The 26,984-nt window shown below is 67.8% G+C and carries 13 protein-coding genes; 2 read left to right on the top strand and 11 right to left on the bottom strand.

Translation table 11 applies throughout. From position 1 onward, the window contains the following. Window positions 1-31: 31 nt before the first annotated feature. The 7 genes from E2170_RS13995 to E2170_RS04570 all read right to left on the bottom strand — a co-directional run bounded on the left by E2170_RS13995 (window position 32) and on the right by E2170_RS04570 (window position 22,001). Window positions 32-10,441, bottom strand: coding sequence for a non-ribosomal peptide synthetase/type I polyketide synthase (locus E2170_RS13995; RefSeq protein ID WP_243708049.1), 10,410 nt, complete (start codon window positions 10,439-10,441; stop codon window positions 32-34). Window positions 10,442-10,526: 85 nt separating this feature from the next. Beyond that, on the bottom strand, window positions 10,527-11,300 hold the full coding sequence (locus tag E2170_RS04595) for a 4'-phosphopantetheinyl transferase family protein (protein ID WP_165942151.1): 774 nt from the start codon (window positions 11,298-11,300) through the stop codon (window positions 10,527-10,529). A 423-nt stretch (window positions 11,301-11,723) separates the two neighbouring features. After that, entirely contained in the window at window positions 11,724-11,918 is a 195-nt protein-coding gene (locus E2170_RS04590) for an antitoxin (RefSeq protein WP_308430326.1), read from the bottom strand. Between the two features lie 10 nt (window positions 11,919-11,928). Then, complete coding sequence (locus E2170_RS04585) at window positions 11,929-12,846, bottom strand: nucleotidyl transferase AbiEii/AbiGii toxin family protein (RefSeq protein ID WP_132999429.1); 918 nt, start codon at window positions 12,844-12,846, stop codon at window positions 11,929-11,931. Beyond that, window positions 12,836-13,450, bottom strand: coding sequence for a type IV toxin-antitoxin system AbiEi family antitoxin domain-containing protein (locus E2170_RS04580; protein ID WP_132999428.1), 615 nt, complete (start codon window positions 13,448-13,450; stop codon window positions 12,836-12,838). The genes E2170_RS04585 and E2170_RS04580 overlap by 11 nt, the downstream gene beginning before the upstream one ends. Window positions 13,451-13,554: 104 nt before the next feature. Further along, window positions 13,555-15,615 (bottom strand): UvrD-helicase domain-containing protein, encoded by a 2,061-nt coding sequence (locus tag E2170_RS04575; protein WP_132999427.1) that lies wholly within the window; start codon window positions 15,613-15,615, stop codon window positions 13,555-13,557. Beyond that, window positions 15,612-22,001, bottom strand: coding sequence for a DEAD/DEAH box helicase (locus E2170_RS04570; RefSeq protein WP_132999426.1), 6,390 nt, complete (start codon window positions 21,999-22,001; stop codon window positions 15,612-15,614). The genes E2170_RS04575 and E2170_RS04570 overlap by 4 nt, the downstream gene beginning before the upstream one ends. A 126-nt stretch (window positions 22,002-22,127) precedes the next feature. On the opposite strand from E2170_RS04570, the gene E2170_RS04565 reads away from it, so the two are divergent. After that, window positions 22,128-22,391: a type II toxin-antitoxin system TacA family antitoxin gene (locus tag E2170_RS04565; RefSeq protein ID WP_132999425.1), complete on the top strand. Its 264-nt coding sequence runs from the start codon at window positions 22,128-22,130 to the stop codon at window positions 22,389-22,391. Between the two features lie 3 nt (window positions 22,392-22,394). Next, entirely contained in the window at window positions 22,395-22,898 is a 504-nt protein-coding gene (locus tag E2170_RS04560; protein WP_132999424.1) for a GNAT family N-acetyltransferase, read from the top strand. Between the two features lie 44 nt (window positions 22,899-22,942). Here the strand turns inward: E2170_RS04560 and E2170_RS04555 are convergent, their stop codons facing one another. The 4 genes from E2170_RS04555 to dnaQ all read right to left on the bottom strand — a co-directional run bounded on the left by E2170_RS04555 (window position 22,943) and on the right by dnaQ (window position 26,981). Continuing rightward, window positions 22,943-24,037 (bottom strand): HNH endonuclease, encoded by a 1,095-nt coding sequence (locus tag E2170_RS04555; RefSeq protein ID WP_132999423.1) that lies wholly within the window; start codon window positions 24,035-24,037, stop codon window positions 22,943-22,945. After that, entirely contained in the window at window positions 24,027-24,752 is a 726-nt protein-coding gene (locus E2170_RS04550) for an OmpA family protein (RefSeq protein WP_132999422.1), read from the bottom strand. The genes E2170_RS04555 and E2170_RS04550 overlap by 11 nt, the downstream gene beginning before the upstream one ends. Then, a complete protein-coding gene (locus E2170_RS04545; RefSeq protein ID WP_207914914.1) occupies window positions 24,752-26,401 on the bottom strand; it encodes a coiled-coil domain-containing protein in 1,650 nt (549 codons plus the stop codon). The genes E2170_RS04550 and E2170_RS04545 overlap by 1 nt, the downstream gene beginning before the upstream one ends. A 70-nt stretch (window positions 26,402-26,471) precedes the next feature. Further along, window positions 26,472-26,981, bottom strand: a complete 510-nt coding sequence (gene dnaQ, locus E2170_RS04540; protein WP_132999421.1) for a DNA polymerase III subunit epsilon — start codon at window positions 26,979-26,981, stop codon at window positions 26,472-26,474. Window positions 26,982-26,984 lie beyond the last annotated feature (3 nt).

Below are 26,984 nucleotides of genomic sequence, written 5' to 3'. Positions count from 1 at the left end.
AACACGCCGGGGACCGGACCGCCAGGCCGCCTCAGTCCTGCCGCCCGAACAGCCATGCCCTGGCCTGGCTGATGAAACCGCCAGGCGCCGGACGGCGTTCGACCTCGCCAAGCCTGGCGCCGCCGGCCTCCGAGAGTCGCGCCGCGATCTGGCCCAGGGTCGATGTCGCGAGGACCAGCACGTTGAGCCTGACCCCGGTCTCGCCATGGACGCGGTTGAGGAACCTGACCGCCAGCAGCGAATGACCGCCAGCATCGAAGAAGTTGTCGTCGGCGGTGACCTCGGCCCCGATGAGTTCGGAGCACAGGCCGGTGACATAGGCCACGGCATCCGACCCCACCGGCGCCGCAGTGGCCGCATCGCCCGTTCCCGCCGCCTGTTCGCGTGCCGGCGCCCGCGGATCAAGGCCGGGTTCGCCGATCGCGGCGTCCGGGAGCGCGGCGAAATCCTCGAGCAGGGCCGCGAACCTGCGTGCCATGCGGCTTGCCGAGTCCGGCGCGATCACGTCGGCGTTGTAGTTCAGGTCGACCAGCAGGCGCCCCTCGTCCTCGTCGATCCAGAGCGAGAGGTCGGTCAGGGCACTGTAGTGCGGCAGCGCGACGTCTTCGCAGGTCACGTTGCCCCAGTGCCGTACCCGCGTGCGCGAATCGTCCATCGAGAACAGCGCCTGGTACAGCGGCGAGCGGCTCATGTCCCGTGGGAGCGCGAGTTCGTGGACCAGCCGTTCGACCGGCACGTCGGGATGCGCGAAGCACTCCAGCATCTCGCCGCGGACCTGTTCCAGCAGCTGCCTGAACGTCCAGTCCGGGTCCAGCCGCAGGCGCATGGGCAACACGTTGACGAAGAATCCGATGACATCGCGCAGCTGCTCGGCCATCTGGCTCCGCACGGGCAGGCCGACCACCAGGTCGCGCTGTCCGGTGCTCCGGTGGAGGAAGGCGAAGTACGCGGCAAGCAGGGTCATGAACAGCGTGGCGCCGTTGTCGCGCCCGAGTTGCCGCAGCCGCTCCGCCAGCGCGCCCTCGACCGTCACGAACTCGCTGCCGCCGCGCCCCGTGGCCAGCGGCGGGCGCGGCTGGTCCTCGGGCAGCTGCAGCGGCTCGATGTCTCCCGACAGCCGGCCACGCCAGTGCTCGACCTGCGCCCTGATCTCGTCGCCGTGCGCTTCGCCGACATGCCACGCCGCGAAATCCAGGTAGCTGCGCTCGAGCGGCCGCAGCATCGGTGCGACGCCCGAGGCATGGTCGGCATAGAGCGCCCCCATCTGCTCGCAGAACAGGCGTTCCGAGGCGCCATCCCAGATCGCGTGATGGACCTGGAAGTACAGGATGTGGTCCTCGTCCGAAATCCGGAACAGGCGCGTGCGGAACAGCGGCGCACGGTCGGTGCGGATGGGGTCGACGATCAGCGGTTCGACGCGGCGCATGAACTCCGCTTCGACATCGCCGGCCGGGTACATGGACAGGTCTTCGACCGGCAACAGGCTCACGTCCAGCCGGTCCAGCACGCGCTGCACCGCGCCGCCGTCATGCGGCTCGAGGAAGGTGCGCAGCGCAGGCTGGTGGCCGACCACGTCCGCGAAGGCACGGTCCAGCGCCTGCAGGTCCAGCCGTCCCCGCAGGCGCAGCGCCGAGGGAATCATGAAGTTGGTCGATCCCGGGTGCATCTGCTCCTGCACCCAGAGCCGCTCCTGCATCAGCGACATCGGGCCGCGGGCCTGGTCCTGCCACCGCGGCAGGCGGCGCGCATCCGCAGTCCCTGCATCGCCGCCTGACTGCGCAAGCACGGCCTCCGCCAGGGCCGCCGGCGTCGGCGCGTCGAACAGCAGGCGAAGCTTCACCGTGGTGCCGAACGCCTGCTCCAGCCAGTCCGCCAGCCGCGCCGCCAGCAGCGAATGGCCTCCGGCGGCGAAGAAGTCCTGGCCGGTGGAGAACGCGGGCAGCCCGAGCAGTTCCCCCATCTTCGAAGCGATGCGCTCCGCCAGCCCACCGTCATCGCGCTGCGGTTCCGCCGTCGCCGTGGTGAGCGGGGCTGGCGCGGGCAGCTTCGACGGATCCAGCTTGCCCGTCGCCGACAGTGGCATCGCATCCAGCACCACGATGCGCCCCGGCATCATGTAGGGCGGCAGCCGCTTCCTGAGCCCTTCGCCAACGGCACGCGCATCCAGCGCGATGCCGCTGCGCGGCACCACCCAGGCGACCAGCTGCGCGGCGCCGGCGACGTCCTCGCGCACGGCGACGACGGCATCGGCCACGGTCACGTCGGCGCGCAGGGCGGCTTCGACATCGCCCGGCTCGATCCGGTAGCCGCGGAGCTTGACCTGGCGATCCTGGCGTCCGAGATGCTCCAGGCTGCCGTCCGCGCGCCAGCGGCCGCGGTCGCCGGTGCGATAGGCACGCGGCGCGGCTTCATCGCCGGCCCCTTCCGCGGAAAACACCTCGGGCACGAACTGCGCCTCGGTCAGCCCGGGCCGATCGAGGTAGCCCAGGGCCACGCCCTCGCCGCCGATCCAGAGTTCGCCCGACGCACCGCGCGGACACAGCTGGCCGAAGCGGTCGACGATCCAGGCGCGGGTGTTGTCCACCGGCCGGCCGATGTGGATGTCCGGCAGCCCGCCCGCGCCGCGCGTGATGCGTGCGCCGGTGGCCGTGACCGTGGTTTCGGTCGGGCCGTACATGTTCCAGACCTCGCCGCAGCGCTCGAGCAGCGCGGCCGCGACGTCGGCGGGCATGGCCTCGCCGCCGCAGATCGCCTTGAATCCGGCGCGGCCCGGCCAGCCGGCATCCAGCAGCACGCGCCAGCCCGAAGGCGTGGCGTCCAGGTAGCTCGCCCCGCTGCGCTCGATGACGCCACGCAGCGCAGCGCCATGGAGCGCCGTGTCGCGGTCCACCAGCACCATCCGCGCGCCGACCGAAAGCGGCAGGCAGAGGTCGACCACGGAGGGATCGAAGGACAGCGGGGTGACGGCCGCCACCGCATCGTCGGCCGACAGCGCCAGCCAGCGCTGCATGCAGGCGATGAGGTTGGCCACCGCGCGATGCGGCACGCGCACGCCCTTGGGCATGCCGGTGGTGCCCGAGGTGTAGATCACGTAGGCCATCGACTCCGGGGCGGCCGCCCCAACGTCACGACCGGGGCGCGTCGCCGGCTGCCGCGACAGTGCCTCGTCGTCGGCGTCGAGCACGATCAGGTGCTCTCCTCCTTCGACCAGGCGGGCGGCGTTCGCGGAATCGGCCAGGACCGCCGCCAGGTCCGCGTCGCTGGCGATCGCCGCCAGGCGCGACTTCGGCAGCTCGGGATCCAGCGGCACGTAGCCTGCGCCCGACTTCAGCACGCCGAGCACGGCCGCCGGCATCAGCAGGGTCCGCTCCATCGCGATGCCGACCAGGTCTCCACGCGCGACCCCCTTCGAACGCAGCAGGTGCGCGATCCGGTTCGCCTTCGCCTCCAGAGAGGCATAGTCCATCGTGTCGCCGCCCTGCCACAGCGCGACCCGTGCGCCGTCCAGGTCGCACTGGCGCTCGAAATGCTCGTGCATCAGGCAGTCGCGGTCGTACGCGACGCGGGCCGGCTGCAAGGCCCGCAACTGCTCCATCGCGGCGCCATCGACCAGCGGCAGGCTGGAGAGCACCCGGGTCGCGTCCGCGACCAGCGCGCGCAGCAGCGTTTCGTAGGCCTCGAGCCATGCCGCGACGGTGCCCTCGTCGAACAGCGCGCTGCTGTACTGGCATTCCAGGCGCAGGCCGTCGCGCGACGGGATCGCATTGATCGCGAAGTCGAAGTTGTCCCTCACCATGGGAATGACCGACAGGTCGAGCACCAGTCCGGCGAAGGCATCGCGCTCGCGGTCGGCGATCTGGTCGACGTTGAACACCACCGGCACCAGCGGCGGGCGGCTGGAATCCCGGGGGAGCCTCAGCTTCTTCAGCAGCGAGCCGAAGGTGCAGCGCTGGTGGTCCATCGCTTCAAGCACCGCCATGTGCGTCGATGCCAGGCACGTCCCGAAGGACTGCCCATGGTCGACGACCAGGCGCAACGGCAGCATGTTGACGCAGTGCCCGACGAGCGGACCCGCCTCGGCGTCACCCGCCTGGCCGGCCACCGGGATGCCGATGACCAGGTCGTCCTGTCCGGCGATGCGCGAGAGCAGGACCGCGAACGTCGCCAGCAGGCAGGCGTGGAGGCTGGCGCCGTGCGCCGCACCGGCCTTGCGCAGGTCCGCCATCAGGTCCGCGTCCAGGACGTGCGCGGCGAACCCGGCGGCCGGGTCACGCTCGGGCGCGCGCGGCCGGTCGGTGGGCAGGTCGAGCACCGGCGCACCGTCCGCGAATCGCGACAGCCACCAGGCTTCATCCTCGGGGCTCACCGACAGCCCCGGCTCCCGCTCCAGACGCCTTGCGTGCGCCGCGAAGGAACGCGCCTGCGGCAGCGCCAGCGCAGGGCCGCCGCACAGCCTCGAGTACACCGCACCCAGCTCCGGCACGATCACGTTCCACGACCAGCCGTCGCAGACGATGTGGTGGGCGTGCAGAAGCAGCGCGTGCGCATGCCCCGACATCCGCACAAGCTCTGCCCGGAACAGCGGTCCCCGCTCGAGGTCGAACGGCGTCTCCACGCCCGCCTGTTTGCGTGCGGCAAGGGCCTGGGCCTGCGCATACCCGTCCAGTGTCGAAAGGTCCGTGACCGGCACATCGAGCACCATGGCCGGCGCGATCGACAGCGATTCGCCGTCGGCGGACACGGTCGCGCGCAGCGCATCGTGGCGATCAACGACTTCGCGCAGCGCGGATATCAGCGCCTGGACATCCAGACCGCCCTGGAACGACAGCGCGATCGACTGGTTGAAGGCCAGGGCCACCGACGGATCGACCCGCGCCGCCAGCCAGATCTCGCGCTGCGGCTCCGTGGTCGGGACCACGATGGCCGTGGCGGCGGCCGGCATCGGCTCGGGTGCCTGTTCCCTGGCGCCACCTCCCGGATCGGGCGCGGGAGGCGATGACGCCACCATCTGCAGCTGCCGCACCATCAGGGCGTGCTGCTGCTGCAGGATCGGCAGCACGTCCTGCGCGCTCGACTCGCCGGCCCGCGACAGGGCCGCCACCTGGGCGGACATCAGCTGCATCTGGCGTCCGAAGATCGCCGGCAGGTCGCCGGGTGGCCCGGATTCCACGGCTTCCATGCTTGCCGCAAGCGCCGCGGAGGTAGCTGCCTCCACGTCCGTGTCCGCGCCGGCGGCGTGGCTGCGCGGCTCCACCCAGTGGCGCTTGCGCTCGAAAGGATAGCCCGGCAGGCGGACCCGGAGCCGGCGCCCGCGGCGGTCCAGCACCTCGGGCCGCAGCGCCGCGCCTTGGGCCCAGGCCTGGCCGAAGGCCTCGAGCAGGACGGCGTGCTCGTTGCCGGGACTGTCGGCCAGCGACGCGATCGCGCCGATGCGCTGCTTCTGCAGCAGTGGCTGCTGGCGCGACAGCGAAGCCAGCGTGTTGCGCGGCCCGCACTCGAGCAGCACCCGCGGCTGCATGGTTTCCAGCACGCGCGCGATCGCGGTGGAGAAGCGCACCGGATCGCGCAGATGGCGTGCCCAGTAGTCGGCCGACATCGCGCTGGCATCGTCCAGAAGCTCGCCGGTGGCCGTCGACACGATCGGGATCGACGGCGCCCGGCGCTGCAGCGCCTCGACCTCGGCGCGGAACGGCGCCACCGCGGCGTCCATCAGCGAGGAGTGGAAGGCGTGCGAAGTCTTGAGCGCACGGCATGCGACGCCCTCGCCTTCCAACTGCTGCTGGAAGGCGGCGATATCCTCGTGCGAACCCGCGACGACGCAGGTGCCCGGCCCGTTCTCGGCCGCCAGCGACACCCCCGCCGGCAGCCGCGGCGAAAGCGCGTCGAGCGGCAGCCGCACCGACAGCATCGCGCCCGGAGGCTGCGCCTGCATCAGGCGGCCGCGTCGGGCGACCAGCCGCAGCGCATCGGGCAGCTCGAACACGCCGGCAAGCGTCGCGGCCACGAACTCGCCGACGCTGTGGCCGAGCATCGCCGAAGGCACCAGGCCCTGGGCCATCCACCAGCGTGCCAGCGAATACTCGATGCTGAAGATCGCCGGCTGCATGATCGAGGTCGGCAGCAGCGCCTCCGCGTCGTCGCCGAAGACCAGCCCGCGCAGCTCCAGCCCCAGTTCGGCGTCGAGCACCTCGGAACAGGCATCGAAGGCTTCGCGGAACGCCGGCTCGTGCCGGTACAGCTCGCGGCCCATGCCGGCGTACTGGCAGCCCTGCCCGGGGAACATGAACACGACGTCGCCGGGATTCGCCGGTCTCGTCCTGGAGATCGCCGCAGCGGTTTCCTCGCCGCGCAACCGCGCCGCGGCAGCGGCGCCATCGTCGGCCGCGATGGCCAGCCTGTGTGCGAAGGCCTTGCGCCCCACCGCAAGCGTCCAGGCCACGTCCGCCAGGTTGAGGGACGGATCAGCCTCCAGGTGCGCGGCCAGTCGTGCCGCCGACTCCGCCAGCGCCGCCGGGGTCCGTGCCGACAGCACCAGCAGCTGCGTACCCGACGCCGGTTCCGACGGCGCCACCGCGGGCGCCTCTTCCATCACCACGTGGGCATTGGTGCCGCCCACCCCGAACGAACTCACGCCGGCACGGCGCGGCACACCGTCCGTCGCCGGCCACGGCAGCGATTCCCCGCTGGCACGGAATGGCGTGGATGCGAAGTCGATCGCCGGATTGGGGCGCCGGAAATGCGCCGTCGCAGGGATCACGCCCTGGCCCAGGGCACAGGCGGTCTTGATCACCCCTGCCGCGCCCGCGGCCATCAGGGTGTGGCCGATGTTGCTCTTGACCGAGCCCACCACGCAGAAGCCGGTGTCCTGCGTGCCCTGCCTGAAGGCACGCGTCAGTCCCTCGATCTCGATCGGATCGCCCATCGGCGTGGCGGTGCCGTGGGTCTCGACATAGCCGATGCTGCGCGGCTCGACGCCGGCGTCGGCGTGCGCCATCGCGATCACCGCCGCCTGGCCCTCGCTGCTGGGCGCGGTGAAGCTGGCCTTGCCGCCACCGTCGTTGTTGATCGCGGCGCCGCGGATCACGGCGTGGATCGGATTGCCGTCGGCGATCGCGTCGGACAGGCGCTTGAGCAGCACCACCGCGGCACCATCGGCGAACACCGTGCCGGTGGCATCGGCGTCGAAGCTGCGGGTCGCGCCGTCGGCCGAGAGCATCCCGCCCTCCAGGTACAGATGGCCGCTGCGTACCGGGCAGGTGATCGCGATGCCGCCGGCCAGCGCCATCGCGCAGCGGCCCGCGCGAAGGCTGTCGACGGCCTGCACGATCGCGACCAGCGAGGTCGAACAGGCAGTGTGCACGCTGACCGCGGGACCGGTGAGGTTCAGCCGGTGCGAGACGCGGGTGGCGATGTAGTCCTTCTCGTTGCCCAGCATCACCTGGAAGGACCCGACCTTGTCGACCAGGTCCGGGTGCGCCAGCACGTGGTGCTGGTGGTAGCTGGCGTTGTACATCCCGGCGAACACGCCGACCGGCGCCGTGGTGGCATCGGGCACGTGGCCGGCACGCTCGATGCACTCCCAGCACAGTTCGAGGAACACGCGCTGCTGCGGGTCCATCAGCTCGGCCTCCTTCGGCGAGACGCCGAAGAAGGCCGCGTCGAACATGTCGTAGTCGTCGAAGACGCCGCGCGCGGGCACGTAGCCCGGATCGGCGCGGAGCGATTCCGGGATCGAGGGATCGAGTTCATCGGGGCTGAAGTGCGTCACGCCGTCGCGGCCGGCGCACAGGTTCTCCCACAGCGCCTCCACCGAGGCCGCGCCCGGGAAACGCCCCGCCATCGCGACGATGGCGATCGGATCGTCCAGGCCACCGCGACGCGACGACATGCGTGACGCATCCAGCGCCAGCGGCGCATCGCCGGCCGCCATCTCCGCGGCCAGCAGGGCCGGCGTCGGCGAGCGGAACAGGGCCATGGCCGGCACGTCGCCGAGACGGTCGCGGCGCGCCGCCTCCAGCACGCGGATCGCCAGCAGCGAGGTGCCGCCGAGGTCGAAGAAGTTGTCGTCGCGGCCCAGGTCCTCCAGGTCGAGCACGTCGGCGAAGATCCGGCACAGCCCCGCTTCCACCGGGCCGCGCGGCGCGGCGTACTGCCCGGCCCACTCGGGGCGCCCGCGCCCGGGCCTGGGCAGCGCCGCCCGGTCGAGCTTGCCGTTGGGGGTCAGCGGCAGCGCGTCGAGCTGCACGAAGGCAACCGGCACCATGTAGTCGGGCAGCCGTTCCACCAGCTGCAGCCGCAGCTTCTCGAGATCCACCGGCGCGGCCGGATCACGCGGCGACAGGTAGGCCACCAGCCGCTTCACGCCCGGCGCGTCTTCCCGCGCCAGCACGCAGGCTTCGCGCACGCCGGCGAAGGCCATCACCTGCGCCTCGATCTCGCCCAGCTCCACGCGGAAGCCGCGGATCTTGACCTGGAAGTCCTGGCGGCCCAGGTACTCGATGTTGCCGTCGGGCAGCCAGCGGCCGAGGTCGCCGGTGCGGTACATGCGCGCGTCACCGCCGACGAAGGGGTCGTGCAGGAAGCGCTCGGCGGTCAGCGCGTCGCGCTCGAGGTAGCCGCGCGCGACCACCGGCCCGGCCAGGTACAGCTCGCCGACCACGCCCTGCGGCAGCGGGCGTCCGCGCGGATCGAGCACGTACACGCGCGCATTGGCGATCGGCCGGCCGATGCTCGGCAGCCGCGGCCAGCGCGCCGGATCCTCGTCCAGCGTCAGCGCGGTCACCACGTGGGTTTCGGTCGGGCCGTAATGGTTGTGCAGGCGGCAACCGGGCAGGCGCTCGAAAAAGCCCACGATCTTCGGCTCGATGCGCAGCTGCTCGCCGGCGGTGATGACCTCGCGCAGATCGCAGCGCACGGGCTCGCCCACGGGCAGCGCCGCGATGTGGCCTTCCAGCCCTTCGGCCAGCATCTGCAGCGCGAAGTACGGCAGGAACAGCCGCTCGATGCGGTGCGCGACGATGAAGTCGAACAGCTTTCCGGCGCTGAGCCGCGTGGCCTGGTCGATCAGGTGCAGCTCGCCGCCGGCGGCCAGGGTGGCGAAGACTTCCTGGAAGGCCACGTCGAAGCCGAGCGCGGCGAACTGCAGCGTGCGCAGGGGCCCGCCGTTGCCGGGCTCGCGCAGCTGCCACTGGACCAGGTTCGCCAGCGGCCCGTGGGTCATGGCCACGCCCTTGGGCTTGCCCGTGGAACCCGAGGTGTAGAGCACGTAAGCCAGGCTGCCCGCATCGACGCCGCATTCGCCCGGCGCCAGGTCGTGCGGGGGCTGTCCGGCCCAGATCGCGTCATCGGCCTGGAGGTCGATCACGGCCAGCCCGGGCGGAAGTTCGCCGAGCGCGTCGGCCGCCTCGACCTCCATGCCCGACATCGTCAGCAGCACCCGCGGCCGGCTGTCGGACAGGGTGTAGGCCAGGCGCTCGGCGGGATAGGTCGGATCCAGCGGCACGTAGGCGCCGCCGGCCTTGAGCGTGGCCAGCAGGCCCAGCACCACGTCCACGCCGCGCTCGACGTAGATCGCGACGCGCTCGTCGGGGCCGACGCCGCACTGCCGCAGGTGGCGCGCCAGCCGGTTGGCGCGGGCGTTGAGCTCCGCATAGGTCAGCCGGACCTCGCCCTGCACCAGCGCGACCGCGTCCGGCGTGCGCGCGGCCTGGCGTTCGAACAGGCGATGCACGCCCGCAACCTGCGGGAAGTCGATCGCCGTCGCGTTCCCGTGTTCGATCGCGTCGCTGCTCTGCGCCCCGGTCATCATCGGCAGATCGACGATGCGACCAGCGGCATCCCCCAGCATCGAGTGCAGCAGCGTTTCCCAGCAGGCCAGCCAGGCCGCGGCCTGGCCCGCATCGACCAGCGCCCGGTCGAACTCGAGCCAGACGGCGATCGGCTCCCCGGCATCGCCTGCGGCGACGCGCATGGCCAGCAGCGTGCCGTCTTCGTGCTGCGCAGGCGCCGCTTCGCTGTCCACGAACAGGGCCTGCCAGCGCGCCGCAGCCGCGCCGGAGGCCTCGAGCGCCGCCACATGCCGCGTCGCTTCCGCGGTCCCTGCCGCGGCAAGGCGCAGGCACGCGGCCACGTCGACGTCGTCGGCCGGTTCGAAGCGCAGGGGCAGCGCGTTCCCGCCGCTGCAGCGGCGACGGACGACCAGGTCCGCCTGCGAGGAAAGCCGGTGGAGCAGCGCCACGAACGCCGCCAGCAGCGCATCGTCGACCGCAACACCTTGCTCCGCAGCCAGCGCGCGCAGCCGCGCGGCCGTCGGCGGTTCCAGCACCGCCTCGACGATGCCGAATCCGCCCGCATCCGCCGCCCGTGCACCTTCGGGCACCAGACCGATCGATTCCGGCGCGCCGGCCAACGCCGATTCCCAGTAGCCGCTGGCCTCACCCATGTCCCTACCGCCCCCTGCCCCGATTCCATCCATTCGATGAAACGGACGGAAACCCCGGGGGGCAGCGGCCAAAGCGGTGCCGGATTCAGGGGCTTGCCGCGCAGACCTCCATGCGCACCGGCGCACCCGGCTCCGCCGCCAGCGCCAATGACCAGCCGGGCACGCCATCGAGCATCCGCAGCTCGGCCGTCCGCCCCGGGAAGGTATCGCCGGGCAGGGCCAGGGCCACGCCCTCGGGCGCCATGAACTCCTCCATCTCCTGCTCCAGGCCGATGCCGGCGGCCTTGAGCAGTGCCTCCTTGCGCACCCACAGCCGCAGCAGCGCGCGATCGCGGTCCGCGGCCGGCAGTCCTGCCAGCGACTGCAGCTCTTCGGGGTGCGCGACGCGCGCCGCGATGTCGTGCATTCCGCGCGCGCGCGCATCGGCTTCGATGTCGATGCCCACCGGCCCCGTCGCGGTGGCCGCGACGGCCACGCACCGGCCGGCATGGCTCAGGCTGGTATGCAGCCGGTCACCCGGCAGCCGCGGGCAGCCCTTGGCATCGCGATGGATGCCGACACGATCCGGCGTACACCCGAGCAGCTGCGCCAGCAGCAGGCGATGCAGCGCATAGGCCAGCACCAGCGCATCGCGGTTGGCGGGATCGCGCTGCCGCGCCGCGCGCGCCGATTCCGTCGGATCGATGATCGCCGCCGCCTGCGGCGCGTGGGCAGACCAGTCGCCGAGGTCGAACACCGCGACCACCACGCCGTCGGCCGCGGCGGCCGCGAGTCCGCCAACGGCCAGCCGCGATGCGAACGCCTGCGTCAGGCCGGTCCGCCCGGACGAATCGCAACCTGGTGCGGAGGCGCATTCCATCCGCGGCATCGTCCCAGCGCGGACCGGGCTTGGCAACCGTGACACCGGCGGCCGCGCGCGCACGGCGAATCGCCAGAAAGCAGAAAGGGCCGGCGGGGATTGCCCGTCGACCCTTGTGCATTCTTCTGTGGCGCGCCCGGAAGGATTCGAACCTCCGACCCCCAAGTTCGTAGTCGGTGCTTGGGAGTCGGCGTCTACCGGTTCCGGGTGGTTCCAGCCGAGATTAAACGGAAAAACCCTTCCAGGTCAAGGGTTTGGCGCATGCACTTCACAGCCCGTTCTCTACCGGTTAGTCCCGGCCCGGAGGCCCATTGGCACAGAGTGGGCACGGGGCCCGGTAAAAACGAGACCTCCAAGTGTGTGGCACGGCACTCGCCAACAACCGCTGCTTGGGGGTCGCGACATTCGATCCAAAGCTCGAGTTCAATGCCCCTCGGCCAACTCGTCAGCGAGGACCTCCTCGATGGACTTGCCGGACACTTGTCCAGCCAGAGCCTTGCCGATTCGGCTGCCCAGCAGAATTTTCAGCTCTTCCCAAGCCTGATCGCCATCGGCATCGCCGTGGACCAATCTCTCCAGCGGATCGTACTCCATCCCCCTGCCCTCCATTGCGGCCATTGCCCCCAGGTCAACGTCGGGGTGCGCCCTGGATCCACCCCTCGCGAGGCTTCCAGCACCAGCTCCCATCATCATCCTCGATCAGAGGCAGCAGGAATCGCGCAAGGTCAGCGACCACCTCCGCCAGTTGCCCAGGCGCGGCCGCCATGCGCTCACGCGTCAGGAACGCCTGCCACTGCCCGCCCCAGGATTCCACATAAGCCTGGCTGAGCCCGGTCAGCTCCCCATCGGGAAGCGCTGTTTCACGCCGGTCGAAGGTCTGGCGAACGGCCTTGGCCAGCGGTGCCCTTTCCAGCTCGAACGTCTCAGCGATCAGCCACAGATCGTAGTAGTCCTTCAAGCGGCTGTTGGCGATGCCAAGGGTGACAAGGGCGTGGAGCTTCTCAGCGACCACGGTCTCGACCGGGTACGCCCTCAGATGCGGGGCGGGCGCATCAAGCAGCACCGGGTAGTCGATCTCGACCGAACCTGGGGTGATTGCATCGCCAAAACCCACGTCCACCTGGATCGGAACACGTGCACCGCCGATCATGGCCCGAGTGCGCACCCGCACGCCGCCGTACTCGATGCCCTCGCGGATCGACGCAGCTTCAAGTCCATGGAGATCGAACACCACGCCATCGTCATCGACCGCCAAGGCCAGGATCGCGCGGAATGCGTCGCCGATCGCCTCGGGCGTGTTCTCGCCGTAGCCAAGCAGGTCCAGGTCGCGCGTCGGTCGGAACGGCGCCTCCACCCAGGTCACGAACAGCATCGCCCCCTTGAGGATGAACCGATTCCGATGCTCCGACAGACTCAGCCGGTACAGCAGCCTTTCCAGCGCATAGCGCGTCAGCAGGATCTGGAAATCCGTACGCTCGTCGCGGGAGCGTTGCAGCAGCCTGGCGCGCACGGAGGCTCCGATGTTCTTCAGGGGTTCACGCGCCATCGGCCACCGTCGCCTCGACATAGGGTTTCATGGTCGACCAGATTCTCGCCTTCGTGGCATGGCGCCACAGTTGGTCGCTCGTTGCCTTGCGCTGCCGTAGCCCCTCGCGCAGCCCTTCCAGCGCGACGTCGATCCCGATCTTGGCCCGGTAACGGAAGCAGTCGACGATGGTCCGTGACGGATCGGTGATCGGGACCTCGATGCCTTCGATGCGATGGCGCTCAACGCCTTCACTGAGGGCCACGGGGGTGAAGCGCACGAACCGGATGGGGGGATGGTCGATGCGTGGGCGCCACGCCGTGCGTTCGATCGCCATCCATACGGTTGACGGCATCTGCAGTGTCAGCCCGTGGAATTGCAGTGCTGATACCAGGCAGATCACGCCCTTGGGGACCAGCGTCGCGGCTTCAGCCAGAGCATGGCGGGCATCACTGGGACCATCGGCGAGTTGGTAAAGCCCCCGCGCCGGCCGCACCACGACGCCATCCCGGACAAGGCGCGACAGCGTCTCGGGGGAGATCCCATGGGCGGCAAAGTCCCTTGCCCGCAGCATGGAATGGCTGCCAAGCAGATCGAGTGCCTTTTCGCGCTGAGCCGTGGCCATAGGAATGTGACGTTACCTCTGCTTCATTCGCATATTAGCATAGGTTTTATCACGCAATTCGGGTTCTTCAGACGTCCTCGGCCACCAGATACCGAGCAATACCCCTATCGAACCAGAAGCGCCGCCGTCTTCGCCCGGGTCAGCGATACGTAAACCAGATGCGCCAAATCGTCTTCGCCCATTCCAGCCGACTGTGCCAGCACCGCAACGCGATCGAATTCGAGCCCCTTCGCCCGATGCATCGTAGACACGCGGACAGCGGAGGATTCAGCCGAATCAATGCTGTCCGCCTCGATGGTGGTCGTTTCGATGCCCTGCTTACCCAGCGCTCGGACCACCTCATCGCGCAGGCGGATGGTCGGCGCCATCACGCACACGGTGGGCGACTCCGGTTCAGCCATCCAGTCCACCACCCGCTCGACGGCAAGCCCAACGGCCTCATCCACATTTGCCGACTCCAGCACTTCGGGTACCGGCCCATGCGAGAGCGACTTGTAGCGGCGATTGTCGTCACTGCCTCCGTCCAGGTCATCGATCTCGCGCCCTTCCAGCAGCGCCACGGCCAGGCTTCGAATCTCGTCGGTCGTCCGGTAGTTGAGATACAGCTTGCGCGAGCGCCCCCGGATGTCGATGCCACAGCGACCCAGGACCGCCTTGTGCTTGGAGTAGATGCGCTGGTGGCCATCACCAACGAAGAACAGATCGTTGTTCCCGGCCGGAACCATGGCCCGGATCAGCCTCAACGCCTGCGGTCCGAAGTCCTGGGTTTCATCGACCACGATCGCCGAATAGGGAGAGCCAGGCTTTTCGGCCAGCAACTGTGCCGCATCGCGATACGCGTCATCCACGTCCTTCATGCGCTTTGCGCTGAGCTGGGCCCGATACTCTTCGAACACCGGCCACACCAGATCGCGCTTGCTCCGGGACAGGATGGACTTGCGCCCAATCCGGCTGACCCGGCGGTACTCGTCCAGACTGTCCACGCCCTGCGCCGAAATGATCTGGTCCCACTCGTCGGCGTAGAAGGCCTCGTCCAGTCCCACTTCCGGTGACGCGACCTGCAGGGCACGCCCCCAGGCCTCGTCGTCGCGCTTGTAGATGATCCTGTGCTCGTAGTTGCGCTGGCGAAGGAAGCGGTAGACCCAGCGGTCCAGGTTGCACACTTCGACCTTGGCCAAGTCCGGGTCGTCCAGGAACAGGGACCTGAGGTTCTGTTCCACATCCAGGGCGAGATTGCGGGTAAAGGTGGTGAACAGGACCTTCTGTCCGTCAGGCGTACGGTTCTTGGCGAGCCACTTGGCCCTGTGCAGCGCCAGCACGGTCTTGCCCGTACCGGCACCCCCCAGGATCCGCACAGGACCACTGCGATCTCCCACAGCCAGCTTGCGCTGCACCGGATGCAGGAACACGCGCCACTGCGCCAGCGGTGCGTTGAGGATCGCGGTCATCTCCGCATCGCTCGTCACCACCACGAAACGGGACTGGCTCTCGGCCGAGTCCAGCGCCGCGGCATAGTCGCTGTCGTCGTAGCGGCGATCCACGCGCGTCTCGCGTTCGTGCAGCACCTGCGAGACGGTATCGCCCGCGGCCACCAGGAACAGGCCTTCATAGGCCTCCACCGGAAGCTGTGCCTGGATCCCATCCAGCTCCGGTTCGCTGCATACCCGGCGGACGAGCGGCAGCAGCTCCACCGGCGTTCCGAGCTGCACCAGCGCCTCGTCGGACACGCCGGCGAACAAGGGCTCAGCACGGGGTTCAGCGCGGATCTCACCCGAAGAGACGCCTACCACGGTTTCCGCGGCCGGCTCCAGCGCCTCCACCGCCTCCAGACTCACCAGCTGCAGCGCACCCGTCACAGGGTTCACCGCCATCTTGCGTCGCTCGGCCCAACGGTAGGCTTCGTCGTGATGGTCGACGTGGAGCAGGATGTAGAGATCGCCCTTGTCCGGCTTGAAGACGATGCCCCGCCAGTCCTGGTCGATCCTGACCGATCGCAGGTTCGGATCGCGGGCGGCCTTGATGGTTTCGTAGTTGATGCCCGGCGACATCGGATCTTGCTGGAACTTCAGCGCCCACTTGACGATCCGTGCGTGCACGGCCGAGGGCAGCTTGCCCAGCTTCAGCAGGAAGTCCTGCGACAGTGCGACTCGTGGTGCGATGCTCATCCTTCACTCCTTGTCTTGTCCAGAACCAGCCCAGGCCATCCCGGCCCATCGGCATCGATCACCGTCCAACCCGCCACCTCCCACGCTGCACGCATGTCGCCCTGGTGTGCAGCAAGCACAATCAGCCGGACACCCTCCCACGCGAGCTCGCCTTCGGCAACGACGTCACCCGAAGCGGAGGCCAGTTCGTAGCCCACATGATCCGGCAACGGCGCGTTCGCGTCCCGCAGCTGGTCGAGCCCCGCATGTAGCTCGTCGAGGGCCAGCTCCTTCAGGGGATACCACGGATCACTGCCGGCACCAGCCACCACACCGGCAGCGCTTGCACCCACGCCGGGCACCAGCGCGGCGTAGTCACCATGCAACATCCCTGCCGTCTCCAGCAGGTAGGTGTTCGGCAACACCTGTACGCGGTTGTAGAGCGCCAGCCACTCACGCCAGCCCTGCTTGAGCTCCTCCGCCGAGCCCGCCAGATCCGGGGACAGCCGTACTCCGCCAAACCCGGCGTCGAAGGTCTTGCCCATGAAGGTCCTGGGCCAGGCATAGCAGAAGGTAGCGGCGCGAGTCGCTTCGCGCGACAAGGCCAGAGCCGCGCCCGGAGGATGGTCCTGGCATCCGTCCGGCAAGGCCGCGGCCACGTCCTGCAGGGCCTGAGAGGCAAGCACCTGATCGCCAGATCCCGGAGGTACGATCAGGCGCGCTGCCAGCATCGCCGCCTGGCGCTGCAGCCGCGCAAGGCCTGTGTCCTCGCCTTCCGCACAGGGCATCGCCAGCCATCGCAACAGGCCCGCCACGGCATTCTCGTCCCGGTCCGCCGCAGGGACGCCCAACGCCAGCGAAGCCTGTGCAACCAGCGCATGTCCCGCGTCCAGACGGGCATGTCCGGCCTGAAGATCAAGGTCGGTCTCCAGCCCGCTGGCAAGCGCAGCCTCCACGTCCGTCCACGTCACCGACCACACCCAGTAACGGCCGCTGGCCACCAGCGCGGACCGTTTGCGCGCGTCCTCACGCAGGCAATTCTGGTGGTCGGCCCAGCCGTCGGCATAGACCGCGATCGACCGGCGCGGAGAGTTCGAACGCACCGGCGTCAGCAGGAAGTCCGGCCGTGTCTTTACCGCCACACCTTCCTCCGGACCAAGATCGACCTGCAGCCGCATCCAGTATCGCTCGCCGCCCACCTCCAGCAGGTAGCCGGACTTGCCCTGCACCACCTCCTGCATCACACGGACCGCCGGCAGCGCATGGTGGCCCTGCGCGTCCCTGGCGCCGCCCATGCGGCGCAGCGCCTCCACGAATCGGGACTCAAGCACGGAGTCGAAGTGCGGATTGATCAGGATCTGGGACACGGATGCCACGCGCGTGAGCTTGTCCAGCGAGCCCACCAGTTCGCCGAGCACGTTCGCGGCGGTCTTGCGCGACACCTGCGCCATCGCCCGCCCTTGTCGGTACTGGTAAACGCAGCGATAGCAGCCGTCCTTGTCCGGATCGCTCTGACAGGGACAGACCTGGATCAGGGCATAAGCCTGCTTTAGCACTTCGCCCAGTGTCTGGGCGTCTTCGCTCAGCAGCTGATGCAGGTAACCGGTACCACCCGGCACCGAATCGTAGAGCAGCACGTACTGCCGACGTGGCCCGCCATCCACGCCTGGCTCCTCCTGCGGTGTGATCCGCAGGTGATCGACCTTGCCACCGAAGCGCTGCTTCAGGCCAAGCTGCAGAGCGGCCATGAAGGATTGCAGCACCGTCTCGTCAAGGCCCGAGCGCGTATACGGCACCAGGATGCGCAAGGCTTCGGATGAGAACTCCCGGTAGAGGTACAGGCAATCGATGATGTTGTCGGGATCGTCACCGCCGAAGGCCACGCAATCGCGGGCGTGGCTCTGGGCGGGAGGCGGAGCCTGCCCCGCCGCCCTGCGCCTGGGCGGCTTCTGCACCATCCCGCAATGCCGGCACAGCTTGAAGCCAGGACGCACCGAGTCGCGGTCGGCAACACGGAAGCTCTCGCCATTGCGCCCCTTCTCGCCGAAATTGATGTCGCGGAAGCTGGCCCGACGGATGAACTCGAAGCCGAAGGCGATTTCGTCGGACTCCAGCTTCCAGGCGATCGCCACCTCGTCGGGCTCGAAGTCCACCAGCAACTGGCGGACGAAGAACCGGGGCTCGCGATCGTCCGAGCTGTCGTCGATCCGCGAGCGATCATCACGGGCGTTCGCCATCGCCTGCTTGAAGCGCAGCAAGGTGCGCTTCTGCGACACGTTGGCCCACATCGCATCGCCGCAGCGCGGGCAGGCGGGATGAGCGTCGCCGCTCAGCTCCACGTTCTCGACGTGATGGCAGGAGGGACACAGCCGCCACTGCTCGGCCTTGGCCAACTGCATGTTGATCTGGTCGATCTCCACGCGGCGGCGGTTGGCATAGAAGCGACTTTCCGGCGCGAACTCCGACAGCGCCGACGACGCCGGCCGCTCATAGCGCTCCGCAGGCAGGGTCACATAGGCGCCGTTGCCTTCTTCGCCATCGCCTCGCTTGCGCCACAGGATCGACTTCAGCTCCACGCCCGCTTCCGGGAACGCGTAGTTGGGAATCAGCCCTGCATCGGTCAGCGTACCCAGCAATTCGCGACCGCCGATTTCGCGCGCCAGCTCCAGCGCCTTGTCGCGCTCCCGGGTCAACTCGCCGATCTGCTGCTTTGTGGCTTCATCCTGGGGCTGGGCCTTCAGTGCGGTGATCCGCTGCTTGCCGTCGGCCGCGCGCCGGCGGTGGGCCGCCCGTTCCCGGGACATTTCTTCCAGGACCTTCAGCAGGCCAAGCCGCAGCCCGTCCATGTCGGCGCTGCCGAACATGCAGTCACGCAGACGAGCCTCCACCCGCGGATGCAGGTCCTGGCCCATCAGCCCGAGGAAACGCCCGAACAGCCCTTCCTCGTCCTGCTGGATGAAGGCCAGCAGGTTGTAGGGGAAGCGGGCCGGATCGTTCTTGTCGATGGCATCCAGGGCCGCGCTGGTCTTGTCGGGGAAGGCGGTATCGGCGATGCCCGTCGCCACCCAGGCATCGATGCAGAACGCCAGCAGCTGGCGGCGAAGCACCTCGGCGGCCTGCAGGAACACACCGGGCGGATTGACCTGCCCGGCCATCATTTCCTGGGGCTGCTCGTAGAAGTAAAGATCGTGTGGGCTGGCGCCGTCGGCCAGCGTGACCACCATCGCGTTGCCGTCTCTGCGTCCCGCACGGCCTACGCGCTGCAGGAAGCTGGCCTGCGACGGCGGCACCGAACACAGCAGCACCGACGACAGGCTGCCGATGTCCACGCCCATCTCCAGCGTGGGCGTGGCCGAGAGCAGGTTCTCGAACCAGGGTTTTGCGTCGCCTGCAGACGCCTTGAATCGAATCTCCAAGGCTTCGCGGGCATCCCGCTCCAGCAGACCCGTGTGCTCGGCCGAGATCACGCGGCGGATGTCGCCTTCGCGGAAGCGCCGCGCCATCCAGTCCCCGGCACCACCCGGCACCTCAACCCGGGCATAGGTTTCCTGCATCGCGTCGAGGCATGGCATTCCCTGCAACTTGTCCGCCAGACCGGTCGGAACCGACAGCGTGCGCCGGCCTCGTTCCGAGCGCAGGTGGGCGACGCGCGTATCCAGCACCAGCCGTTCGGCATTCAAGGCCACTGCGCGGCCCGGTGCACCATCGGCTGCCACCAACAGGCCATCGGCCAGCAGTGCATCGATGGCGGCGCCATAGAGATCAAGCTCGGCGCGCGGCGGCAGCAGGCCCGAGCGCCCCAAGGTCGCGAGCAGCCATTCCTGGTACCAGGTCCGGCCACGCTGCTGCACCAATCGGTCCGCGTCCCGGTGCGTTCCCAAGGTCAGGAACACCGGATGCGGACCGAACTGGGTCATGCCCGGCAGCCACAGCTCCCTGCCCCCACGCGCAAAGGCGAACAAGCCGCCCTCGCGGAAGTAGTGCTCCATCTCCGGGTGGCTCACGGCACCGCGCTGCCGCAACCGGATCACGAAGCCCCACAGCCAGTGCAGCACCGTGTCCGCAGAGAGTTGGTGCATGCCGAACTGCTCGCACAGCGTTTCTGCCAGGTTCGCCGCCACCTTGTCCAGCGCATCGGCCGGAAGCGACAGCGTGGCCATGCCGAGGCGGTCCAGCGTGCGGCCACGGCTGCCCAGATAGGTGAACTCGGACACTGCCTGCCAAGCCAAGCGCTTGCCGACCCGCTCCAGCAGGCCGCTGCCGGCGGGCAGACTCCCCGATTCCCGCAGCGCGTCCCACTCGTGCTGCCAGGTCATGTTCGGCCCGATGAACTCGGTGACAAAGGCCTCGGGCGTGAGCCGGTCGGGATCACGCCACCATGCGGGCAACGCAGCGAGAAAGTCCGTCCAGCCGATGACCGGCTGTGCCTTCGCCTCCAACACGCGCGCCATCGCCATGCGCACGTTGTTGAGCCAGGTGCGGCTTCCGAAGAAGCCGGCCCGGTGCGCCGCGTCCTGCACCGAATCGGAGAACGCGATCAACTTCTTGTCGTCGTTGTAGGGCGTGGCCCAGCTCTGCTCGATCAACTGGGCACCCAGAGTCGCGCTGCGCGCACCGACCAACAGCAGGCGATCGCGCGAGCCGCAGGCCGGGCAGACCTTGTCATGCCAGTTGAAAGCCACCCCGCCGCGGTCCGACTGGCGCTGCGCCAGGATCTCCCAGACCGGCACCAGCTCGTCGTGACCACAGGACGCGCATACACCGGAGGCGTCCTGCAGTGCGCCGCACTGGCTGCACAGATGCACGTCGCGCTTGTCGCATTGCGGCGCGGGCACGCCCTCGCGCGGGTACAACCGGGCCACCTCGGGCGCGGCGCGGAACCAGGCGTTGTAAACGGTCTCCAGCTCGTGATCCAGCCGCGGCGCGTGGGCCGGCCGACGGGCCAACCACCCCGTGGTCCGACACTCGGAGCATTGCACCAGCGGCAAGTTCAGACTCCCGACTTCGGCCTTGAGGTCCGCTGCCGACCGCAGTTCCACTTCCTCACGCTTGGCGGTGACGCTGGCGACCAGTCGCCGCAGCTCGCGCATCCATACCTGCACACGCAGATTGACCAGCGGCCGCCCTGAAGCATCCCGTGCCCAGGCCAGCAGGGCCACCAGTGCATCCAGCACCTGTCCGGCATGCGCACGGGCCGCCTCGGGCAGAGGCCCGGCCATCTGCTGCTGCAGCAGCGGCCAGTCGCCAATGCCGCCCTTGAGCAGGCGCAGCAGGTTGTGGAACAGCAGGTGCTGCTTGAGCAGCTCGCCCAGTTCAGACCGCCATGCCGGATCATTCACATCACCCGGCGCCGGCTCGCTGGGGAAGAACAGTGGGAACCAGGCCGCAATAGCCTCTTCCGGCGTCGCGTACCGGCTGGCGTCCAACTGTTGGGCCAGATCGGCACGCCCGTCCAGCACATGCAGGATCGGCTTGTCACCGAGGAACTCGGCCACGCTGTCGCGGCTTTCGGTCACCACCGACTCGGCCGGGAACTCGCTGGCGAAAATCTGCCGCGCGTACTCACGCAGCGGCAGCGTGTCGCCGTCCCCCAGGGTGGCGGAAGTCCCGGCATGGATCAGATGTCCGTCCGGCGTCTGCAGCCGCGCGCGCAGCCGCCGCAGCAGCAACGACAGGTCCGTGCCCTGCGCCCCGTCGAAGGTGTGCAGCTCGTCCACCACCACGTAGCGCAGCACCTCCGGCCCGTTGTGCGCCCACAGCTTGCGGTCTTTCGGCCGCACCAGCAGGTAGTCGAGCATCTTGTAGTTGGTCAGCAGCACGTCCGGCGGTGCCTTGCGCATGGCATCGCGATCGGTGATGACCGAGGTCGGCGTCATCATCGTTTCGCCGCCCGCCTTGCCGCCGCCACCCACGTACAGACCCACGCGCAATCCCTTGAACTCGGGCGTGTTGGCGATGACTTCGGCAAAACGCCGCGCCTGGTCGGACGCCAGCGCGTTCATCGGGTAGATCACCAGCGCCTTGATGCCTTGGACCTGTCCCGCCTGGCGGGCTCGCAGGCAATGATCGAGCACCGGATACAGGAAGCATTCGGTCTTGCCGCTGCCGGTGCCCGTCGCGACCAGCGTGTTGGCGGCTTCGCGGGTGGACGCCAGCCGCCGCCACGCGGCTTCCTGATGGGCGTAACCGGGCTGGGCAATCTCGAATCCGTCAAAAAATCCCTTGCCTTCTGTCCCGGTACGGAAGGGCAGGCCCACCTGCAGGTACGGCCCCTTGTCGATGCTGTGCTCGCGATCCACGAAGCGCTGCATCACGCCGTGGAAGAAGCCGTCCGAGGCTTCGTAGGCGGAGACGAGGAAGCTGCGGGTGCTCTTGCGGATTTCGCTGGCGAGGATGGAAGGAAGCACGCGAGCACCTTGGGTGAATACGAAGAGAATAGCGGCCGACGCCGCGTCGCACGACCACCGGCAACTACTGCCCTGGCTTTACGGCCAGGCCAATGTACGGTAATATCACGTACACAGGAGCCTGCCATGACCGCCGCCGCCCGCCTCGACTTTCGCCTCAACCCCGCCGACAAGGCGCGCATCAGCCGCGCTGCGGATTTGCGCGGCGTGCCGCTGTCCACGTTCGTACGCGATGCCGTGCTGCGTGAAGCCGAGAACGTGATGGCCGCCGAGCTCTCCGTCACCCTGTCGGCCGAAGAGTCGCGTCGCTTCCTCGCCGCGCTTGACCAGCCGTTCGCACCCAACGCGCGGCTCAGGAAGGCAATGGAACGCGGACTGGTCCGGCGCTGATCGGTGCTCGTCGTTCAACGGCTGGATGGCCGGATACACGATCGTGCAGGCTTCGACTGCGGCGAAGCTTCGCTCAATCGTTACCTGCATGATCTGGCCAGCCAGCATCACCGTGCCGGCGTCGCCACCACGCATGTGCTGGTCGAGCATGACGCGCCACCGAAGATCCTCGGCTACTACTCGCTCGCCGCGGCGCAGATGTCCCTGGTGGACCTGGCACCAGCGGACCAGCGCCGACTGCCGCGCCACCCCGTGCCCGTGGCGCGGCTGGCGCGCCTTGCCGTGGCGCTTGCCGAACAGGGCCATGGCTTGGGCGAGGCCCTGCTCCAGGATGTCGTGAAGCGTTGCCTGGGGCTGCGCGAGGAGCTGGGCATCCATGCCTTGCTGGTGGACGCGCTGCACGCGCGCGCCGCCGCCTACTACCGTCGCTACGGCTTCCGCGCAACGGCGGACGACGCACTGACCCTGTACCTGCCACTGGGAAGCGCCAGGCAAGGCGGAGCGTGAGCCGCCAGCAACTTCTCGTACCTTTCCGCGTTGAAGTCACGTAATCAGTAGCGCTCCATGAACTCTGCACCGCTCAACATCGTCCAGCCTGGAATACCTGGCTTCTCCGCGATGCAGATCGCGATCTTCCTCGCAGGCCAGGCGGCTTCAACTTCCGCGATGACCGTCTGGTCCTTTCCTGCAAACTCGTAGCCGATCTCAGGTGGTTCGAAACCACGATGGCGGGCATGCGATATCGCACCGTGGACGGACAGGTCAGCCAGCTTCAGCACCGAGCCCCAGTCACTACCCACCAACCGCTGCGCATTGCGAAGCCGGGTGATGATGGCCATGTCCTTCGCATTGACAAACATGCGCTCATGAAACGGCTGCTTGCGATGGCAATCCGCGCAGAGCGGCCGCAGGTTGCCTGCGGAATTGTCGGACTTCACCCCGTTGACATGGTGCACGTGGAGGAGGTTCCGATGAGCGGACAGGTCAAGTCCGCAGTCATCACACCGAAAACCACAGCGGCTGCGGATGTCGGCGGAAATTTTCGCCCAGTCATCCGTGTATGTCCCTGAACCTGGCCGTGGCGCGATGTTGCGCGGCAAGTAGCGAAAGCTGGTGCTGAAGGTATTGAAGAACTCGGCGATCTCGAAGTTCGTCCAGATGCCCCGGCGCTCGCGTCCATGCGAGTGGTGCGCATAGTCCCTGTAGTTCACCGCCTCAAGGCAGTTCATGCACACGCGAAGCTCGGATTCGACCTCCCGATACCTGCCGGACGAATCATTTCCTGTGATCAGGAACATGCCATCCAGCTTGTTCGTGGCCAGGTACCGCTGAAAGCGCCCCTTTGCCCGCATCTCCTGCAAAGTCTTGCAGTCCGCAACATGGAACCGCTTTCCCTTCTCGGGCGAGGCCTGGACGATGTCCACGGCCGCATGCTGGTCCGGAATGAACAACAGGACCTGCCGGCCTTCGACACTCAGCAGGCCATTGACGACATCCAGGTCATCCAGCTGGACTTCTTTGCCCTGACTGAGCTGGATGTCGATCGGATCGAGTACGACGCTGGCCGTCCAGTCGAACGGGACGATATCCTCGCTGACGCGCCTGGCCTGCCGCCAGAGCGCGGCAAGGTTGACATCAAGCTCCATCGAGCTTCTCGATGATGTTGCGGATCTTCAGTTCCGAATCCGTGATCACCCGGAAATTGACTCGCCGGGAACGCGCAGCGTCTTCCTGCCCTGTGTCCTTGTTCACGATGCTCCGGGAAGAGGAATAGCCGACCGCCGCAAAGCTTGAGCGGACCCACTCGCGGTCGGCACCATCCGGCAACCGCGACAAGACGTACTGCAGCACCTCACGCGTGCGATCCTGCGACAAAGACATGTTCGGAAAATAGGCGGCCTCCCCCTGCAAGCGGCCCCAGTCACTGCTGGTGTGCCCCTCAATACGGATCTCATCGATCGTATCGCGATACTTTGCGAGCACGCCGATGTACCGGGGGAAGAAATCCTCGAGAGTGCCCCTGAACTTCGCGTTCAACTCCGGTGATCCCGGCTGGAACAGCGCTTCCGGATTGTTGAACGTGAACTCCAGCGTGTCGCGATCAATCGCCGCGTTCCATCCACCAAGATCGCCGCCAAACTCTTCGATCAGGTCGCGGTGGATCGCCACCTGCGTATCCTTGTAGGCCACCGCGATTTCACGCACGGTATCGCGTTCGACCTGCACGTAATACATGTAGGCCACGGCCATGAACAGGAACACCATCATCAGGCCGGACATCATGTCCGAGATGCCGATCCAGTGCTCGGCGTCATCCTTCTTCGAGCGCGAAGCGCCGAACAGATTCTGCATTGCCGCCATCAGGCGCGCTCCCTGGCGGCCGTGTATTCGGCATGGTCATCGGCAATCCGGCGCGAGATCGTCGCCAGTGCCGAACCCATTTCGTTGAACACCTTCTGCAGCTCGCGCTCGATGGCTCGGTCCAGCGCGTTGAGCTGGGCGGACAGGGCCTCGTTGGCGCGCTCGGTTGCTTCCTTGACCTGAGCCTCGACCGCGCCCAGTGTCCGGTTCGACGTTGCCTGCACCTGCTCCTGGGTCTGGCTCAGGTTGGCCTCCACCGTGGTCCTGAGCGTGCGCATGGTGGTCTCCACCGCCCCGCCAACGGATTCATGGACCTGCCCGACGACCCGCTTGAACTCGTCGGACATCGCCTTTGCCGCCTCGTCCACCGCACGCTGCATCTGCTCGCTGAACGCATCCGCGCCACGCGACATGTGCTCCAGCGTCTCGCGCGATGACCGGTTGAATCCTTCCGCCGCATCCTTCAGGTCGTCGTGGATCTGCTCAGTCCGGGAGCTGACCACATGGGCGACCTCGGTCAGCGCGGCATTGGTGCGGTCAGCGGACTTGCCAAACTCCAAGGCTCCCTCGTGCATGGACGACAACACTTGGGCCATCTTGTCGGCCAACTCCTGCGAAAGCTTGTCCATATGCTGCTGAAGCTCAGGAACGGCCCTGGTTGCGGCATCGCGCATGGTCGTGAACGCCTCCAGGTGCCGTTGTAGCTCCTGCAACTGGTTCTGGTTGACCTGCATGACGCCCTGCAGACCATCCATTGCCACAGGGATCGTCTGGCAATGCGTGTCGATGGACGAAATCGAGCCTTCTGCGTTCATCAACGATGTGCTGACCTGCTCCGTTGCCGTGGCGGAGCGCTCCAGCGTCGTGATCGCCAACTCGACACGCTCTTCGAAGGCCTCCAGATGCGCCTTGTACCCGACCTGCCAGTCCACCAGCTTCTTGACCGAGGCATCGAGCGCCTTGAAGTTGTCGCCAAACTGCTCGACCAGGTGCTTATTGAAGTCGTGGATCACCTGGCGCAAGGCTTCGATGACGGTCTCGGTCGCCGACTTCGCAAGCATCTGCGCGAAGTTGTCCATGTGCTCGAACAGTTGCTTCTCGAAGGCCTCACGGTCACGCCCAATGGTGTTCCTGAAGTCGGAGATATCCGTGCGCAATAGTTTGAGCTGTCCCGCCACCGAACCTTCCTCGTTGCCGGTGAGCGACTGCCCGAGCGCTTCCAGCAACTCCACCTGCCGCGTCATGGCCCCGTAGATATGCTCCGGCGTCACCGCCTCGACAACGGCTCCCCGCATTCGGGCGGGTGCAAACCACCAGGTGTCCAGTCCCTTGAGCGCGATCGACAGGGTCATGCCGACCAGGCTGGTGATGAACGCCGTCTTCAGGCCGTCGAGCAGGTCCTCGATGCTGTCCTGGATATTGTGCGCGTCGAAATCAAGCAGGCCAATGACGATGCCCACGAACGTTCCCAGGATACCGACCGACACCAGCACGGCAGGCGCATGCTCCAGGAACAAGTCGTGCCTGCCCTTGCGTCCCTGGAAAATGGCGACCGCGAAGATCGCCAGCATCACCAGCACGAAGCCCTCGGTCACAGACTCGGCCGACAGGTCGCGCAACAGCGCCTCGAGAAAGGCAGAAATCCCCATGTCCACAAGCTCCATATCTCGCGTGGACCGGGAAGCCGACCCATCAACAACAAAGCGGCCTGACGGCCGGCTATCTCATTGCAAGCAAAACATGTGCCAGAAGCTGTGCATCCAGCAGGGCCCCATGCAGATCCCGCTGAGCGGGGATCCCGAGTCGCCGCAGCAGGTCGTCGAGCTTGTTGGGCATCCCCGGGAAGCGGGCACGGGCGAGCTTCAGGCTGCACGTCACCCGGCATATGTCCGCAAGCCGGCTGCGGCCATTCCACAGGTGCAACTCATGATCCAAGAAGCCGGTGTCGAATGGGGCATTGTGGATCACGACCTCGCTGCCACGTACGAAATCCAGCAGCTCGCCCGCCCTGTCCGCGAATGCGGGCTTGCCCACCAGCATGTCGTCGCTGATGCCATGCACCCGCCTCGCACCGGGGTCTACCGCCCGCCCGGGCTGCAGATAGGTGTGGAACTGGCGCCCGGTGATCCGGCCATCCATCACCTCCACAGCACCGATCTCGATGATCCGGTGGCCGAGCCGTGCCGACAGCCCCGTGGTTTCCGTATCCAGAGTGACAATCCTCGTCACAAT

It is taken from the genome of Luteimonas arsenica (assembly GCF_004352825.1).
Taxonomy (GTDB): Bacteria; Pseudomonadota; Gammaproteobacteria; order Xanthomonadales; family Xanthomonadaceae; genus Luteimonas; species Luteimonas arsenica.
Note: the sequence above shows the minus strand (reverse complement) of the source record. Positions and strands in the feature narration are given on the sequence as shown.

Excerpts from the sequence above, each read along its gene's own strand:
- E2170_RS13995 (WP_243708049.1), bottom strand. The coding sequence starts at position 10,441 with ATGGGTGAGGCCAGCGGCTACTGGGAATCGGCGTTGGCCGGCGCGCCG.
- E2170_RS04595 (WP_165942151.1), bottom strand. The coding sequence starts at position 11,300 with ATGGAATGCGCCTCCGCACCAGGTTGCGATTCGTCCGGGCGGACCGGC.
- E2170_RS04590 (WP_308430326.1), bottom strand. The coding sequence starts at position 11,918 with ATGGCCGCAATGGAGGGCAGGGGGATGGAGTACGATCCGCTGGAGAGA.
- E2170_RS04585 (WP_132999429.1), bottom strand. The coding sequence starts at position 12,846 with ATGGCGCGTGAACCCCTGAAGAACATCGGAGCCTCCGTGCGCGCCAGG.
- E2170_RS04580 (WP_132999428.1), bottom strand. The coding sequence starts at position 13,450 with ATGGCCACGGCTCAGCGCGAAAAGGCACTCGATCTGCTTGGCAGCCAT.
- E2170_RS04575 (WP_132999427.1), bottom strand. The coding sequence starts at position 15,615 with ATGAGCATCGCACCACGAGTCGCACTGTCGCAGGACTTCCTGCTGAAG.
- E2170_RS04565 (WP_132999425.1), top strand. The coding sequence starts at position 22,128 with ATGACCGCCGCCGCCCGCCTCGACTTTCGCCTCAACCCCGCCGACAAG.
- E2170_RS04555 (WP_132999423.1), bottom strand. The coding sequence starts at position 24,037 with ATGGAGCTTGATGTCAACCTTGCCGCGCTCTGGCGGCAGGCCAGGCGC.
- E2170_RS04550 (WP_132999422.1), bottom strand. The coding sequence starts at position 24,752 with ATGGCGGCAATGCAGAATCTGTTCGGCGCTTCGCGCTCGAAGAAGGAT.
- E2170_RS04545 (WP_207914914.1), bottom strand. The coding sequence starts at position 26,401 with ATGGGGATTTCTGCCTTTCTCGAGGCGCTGTTGCGCGACCTGTCGGCC.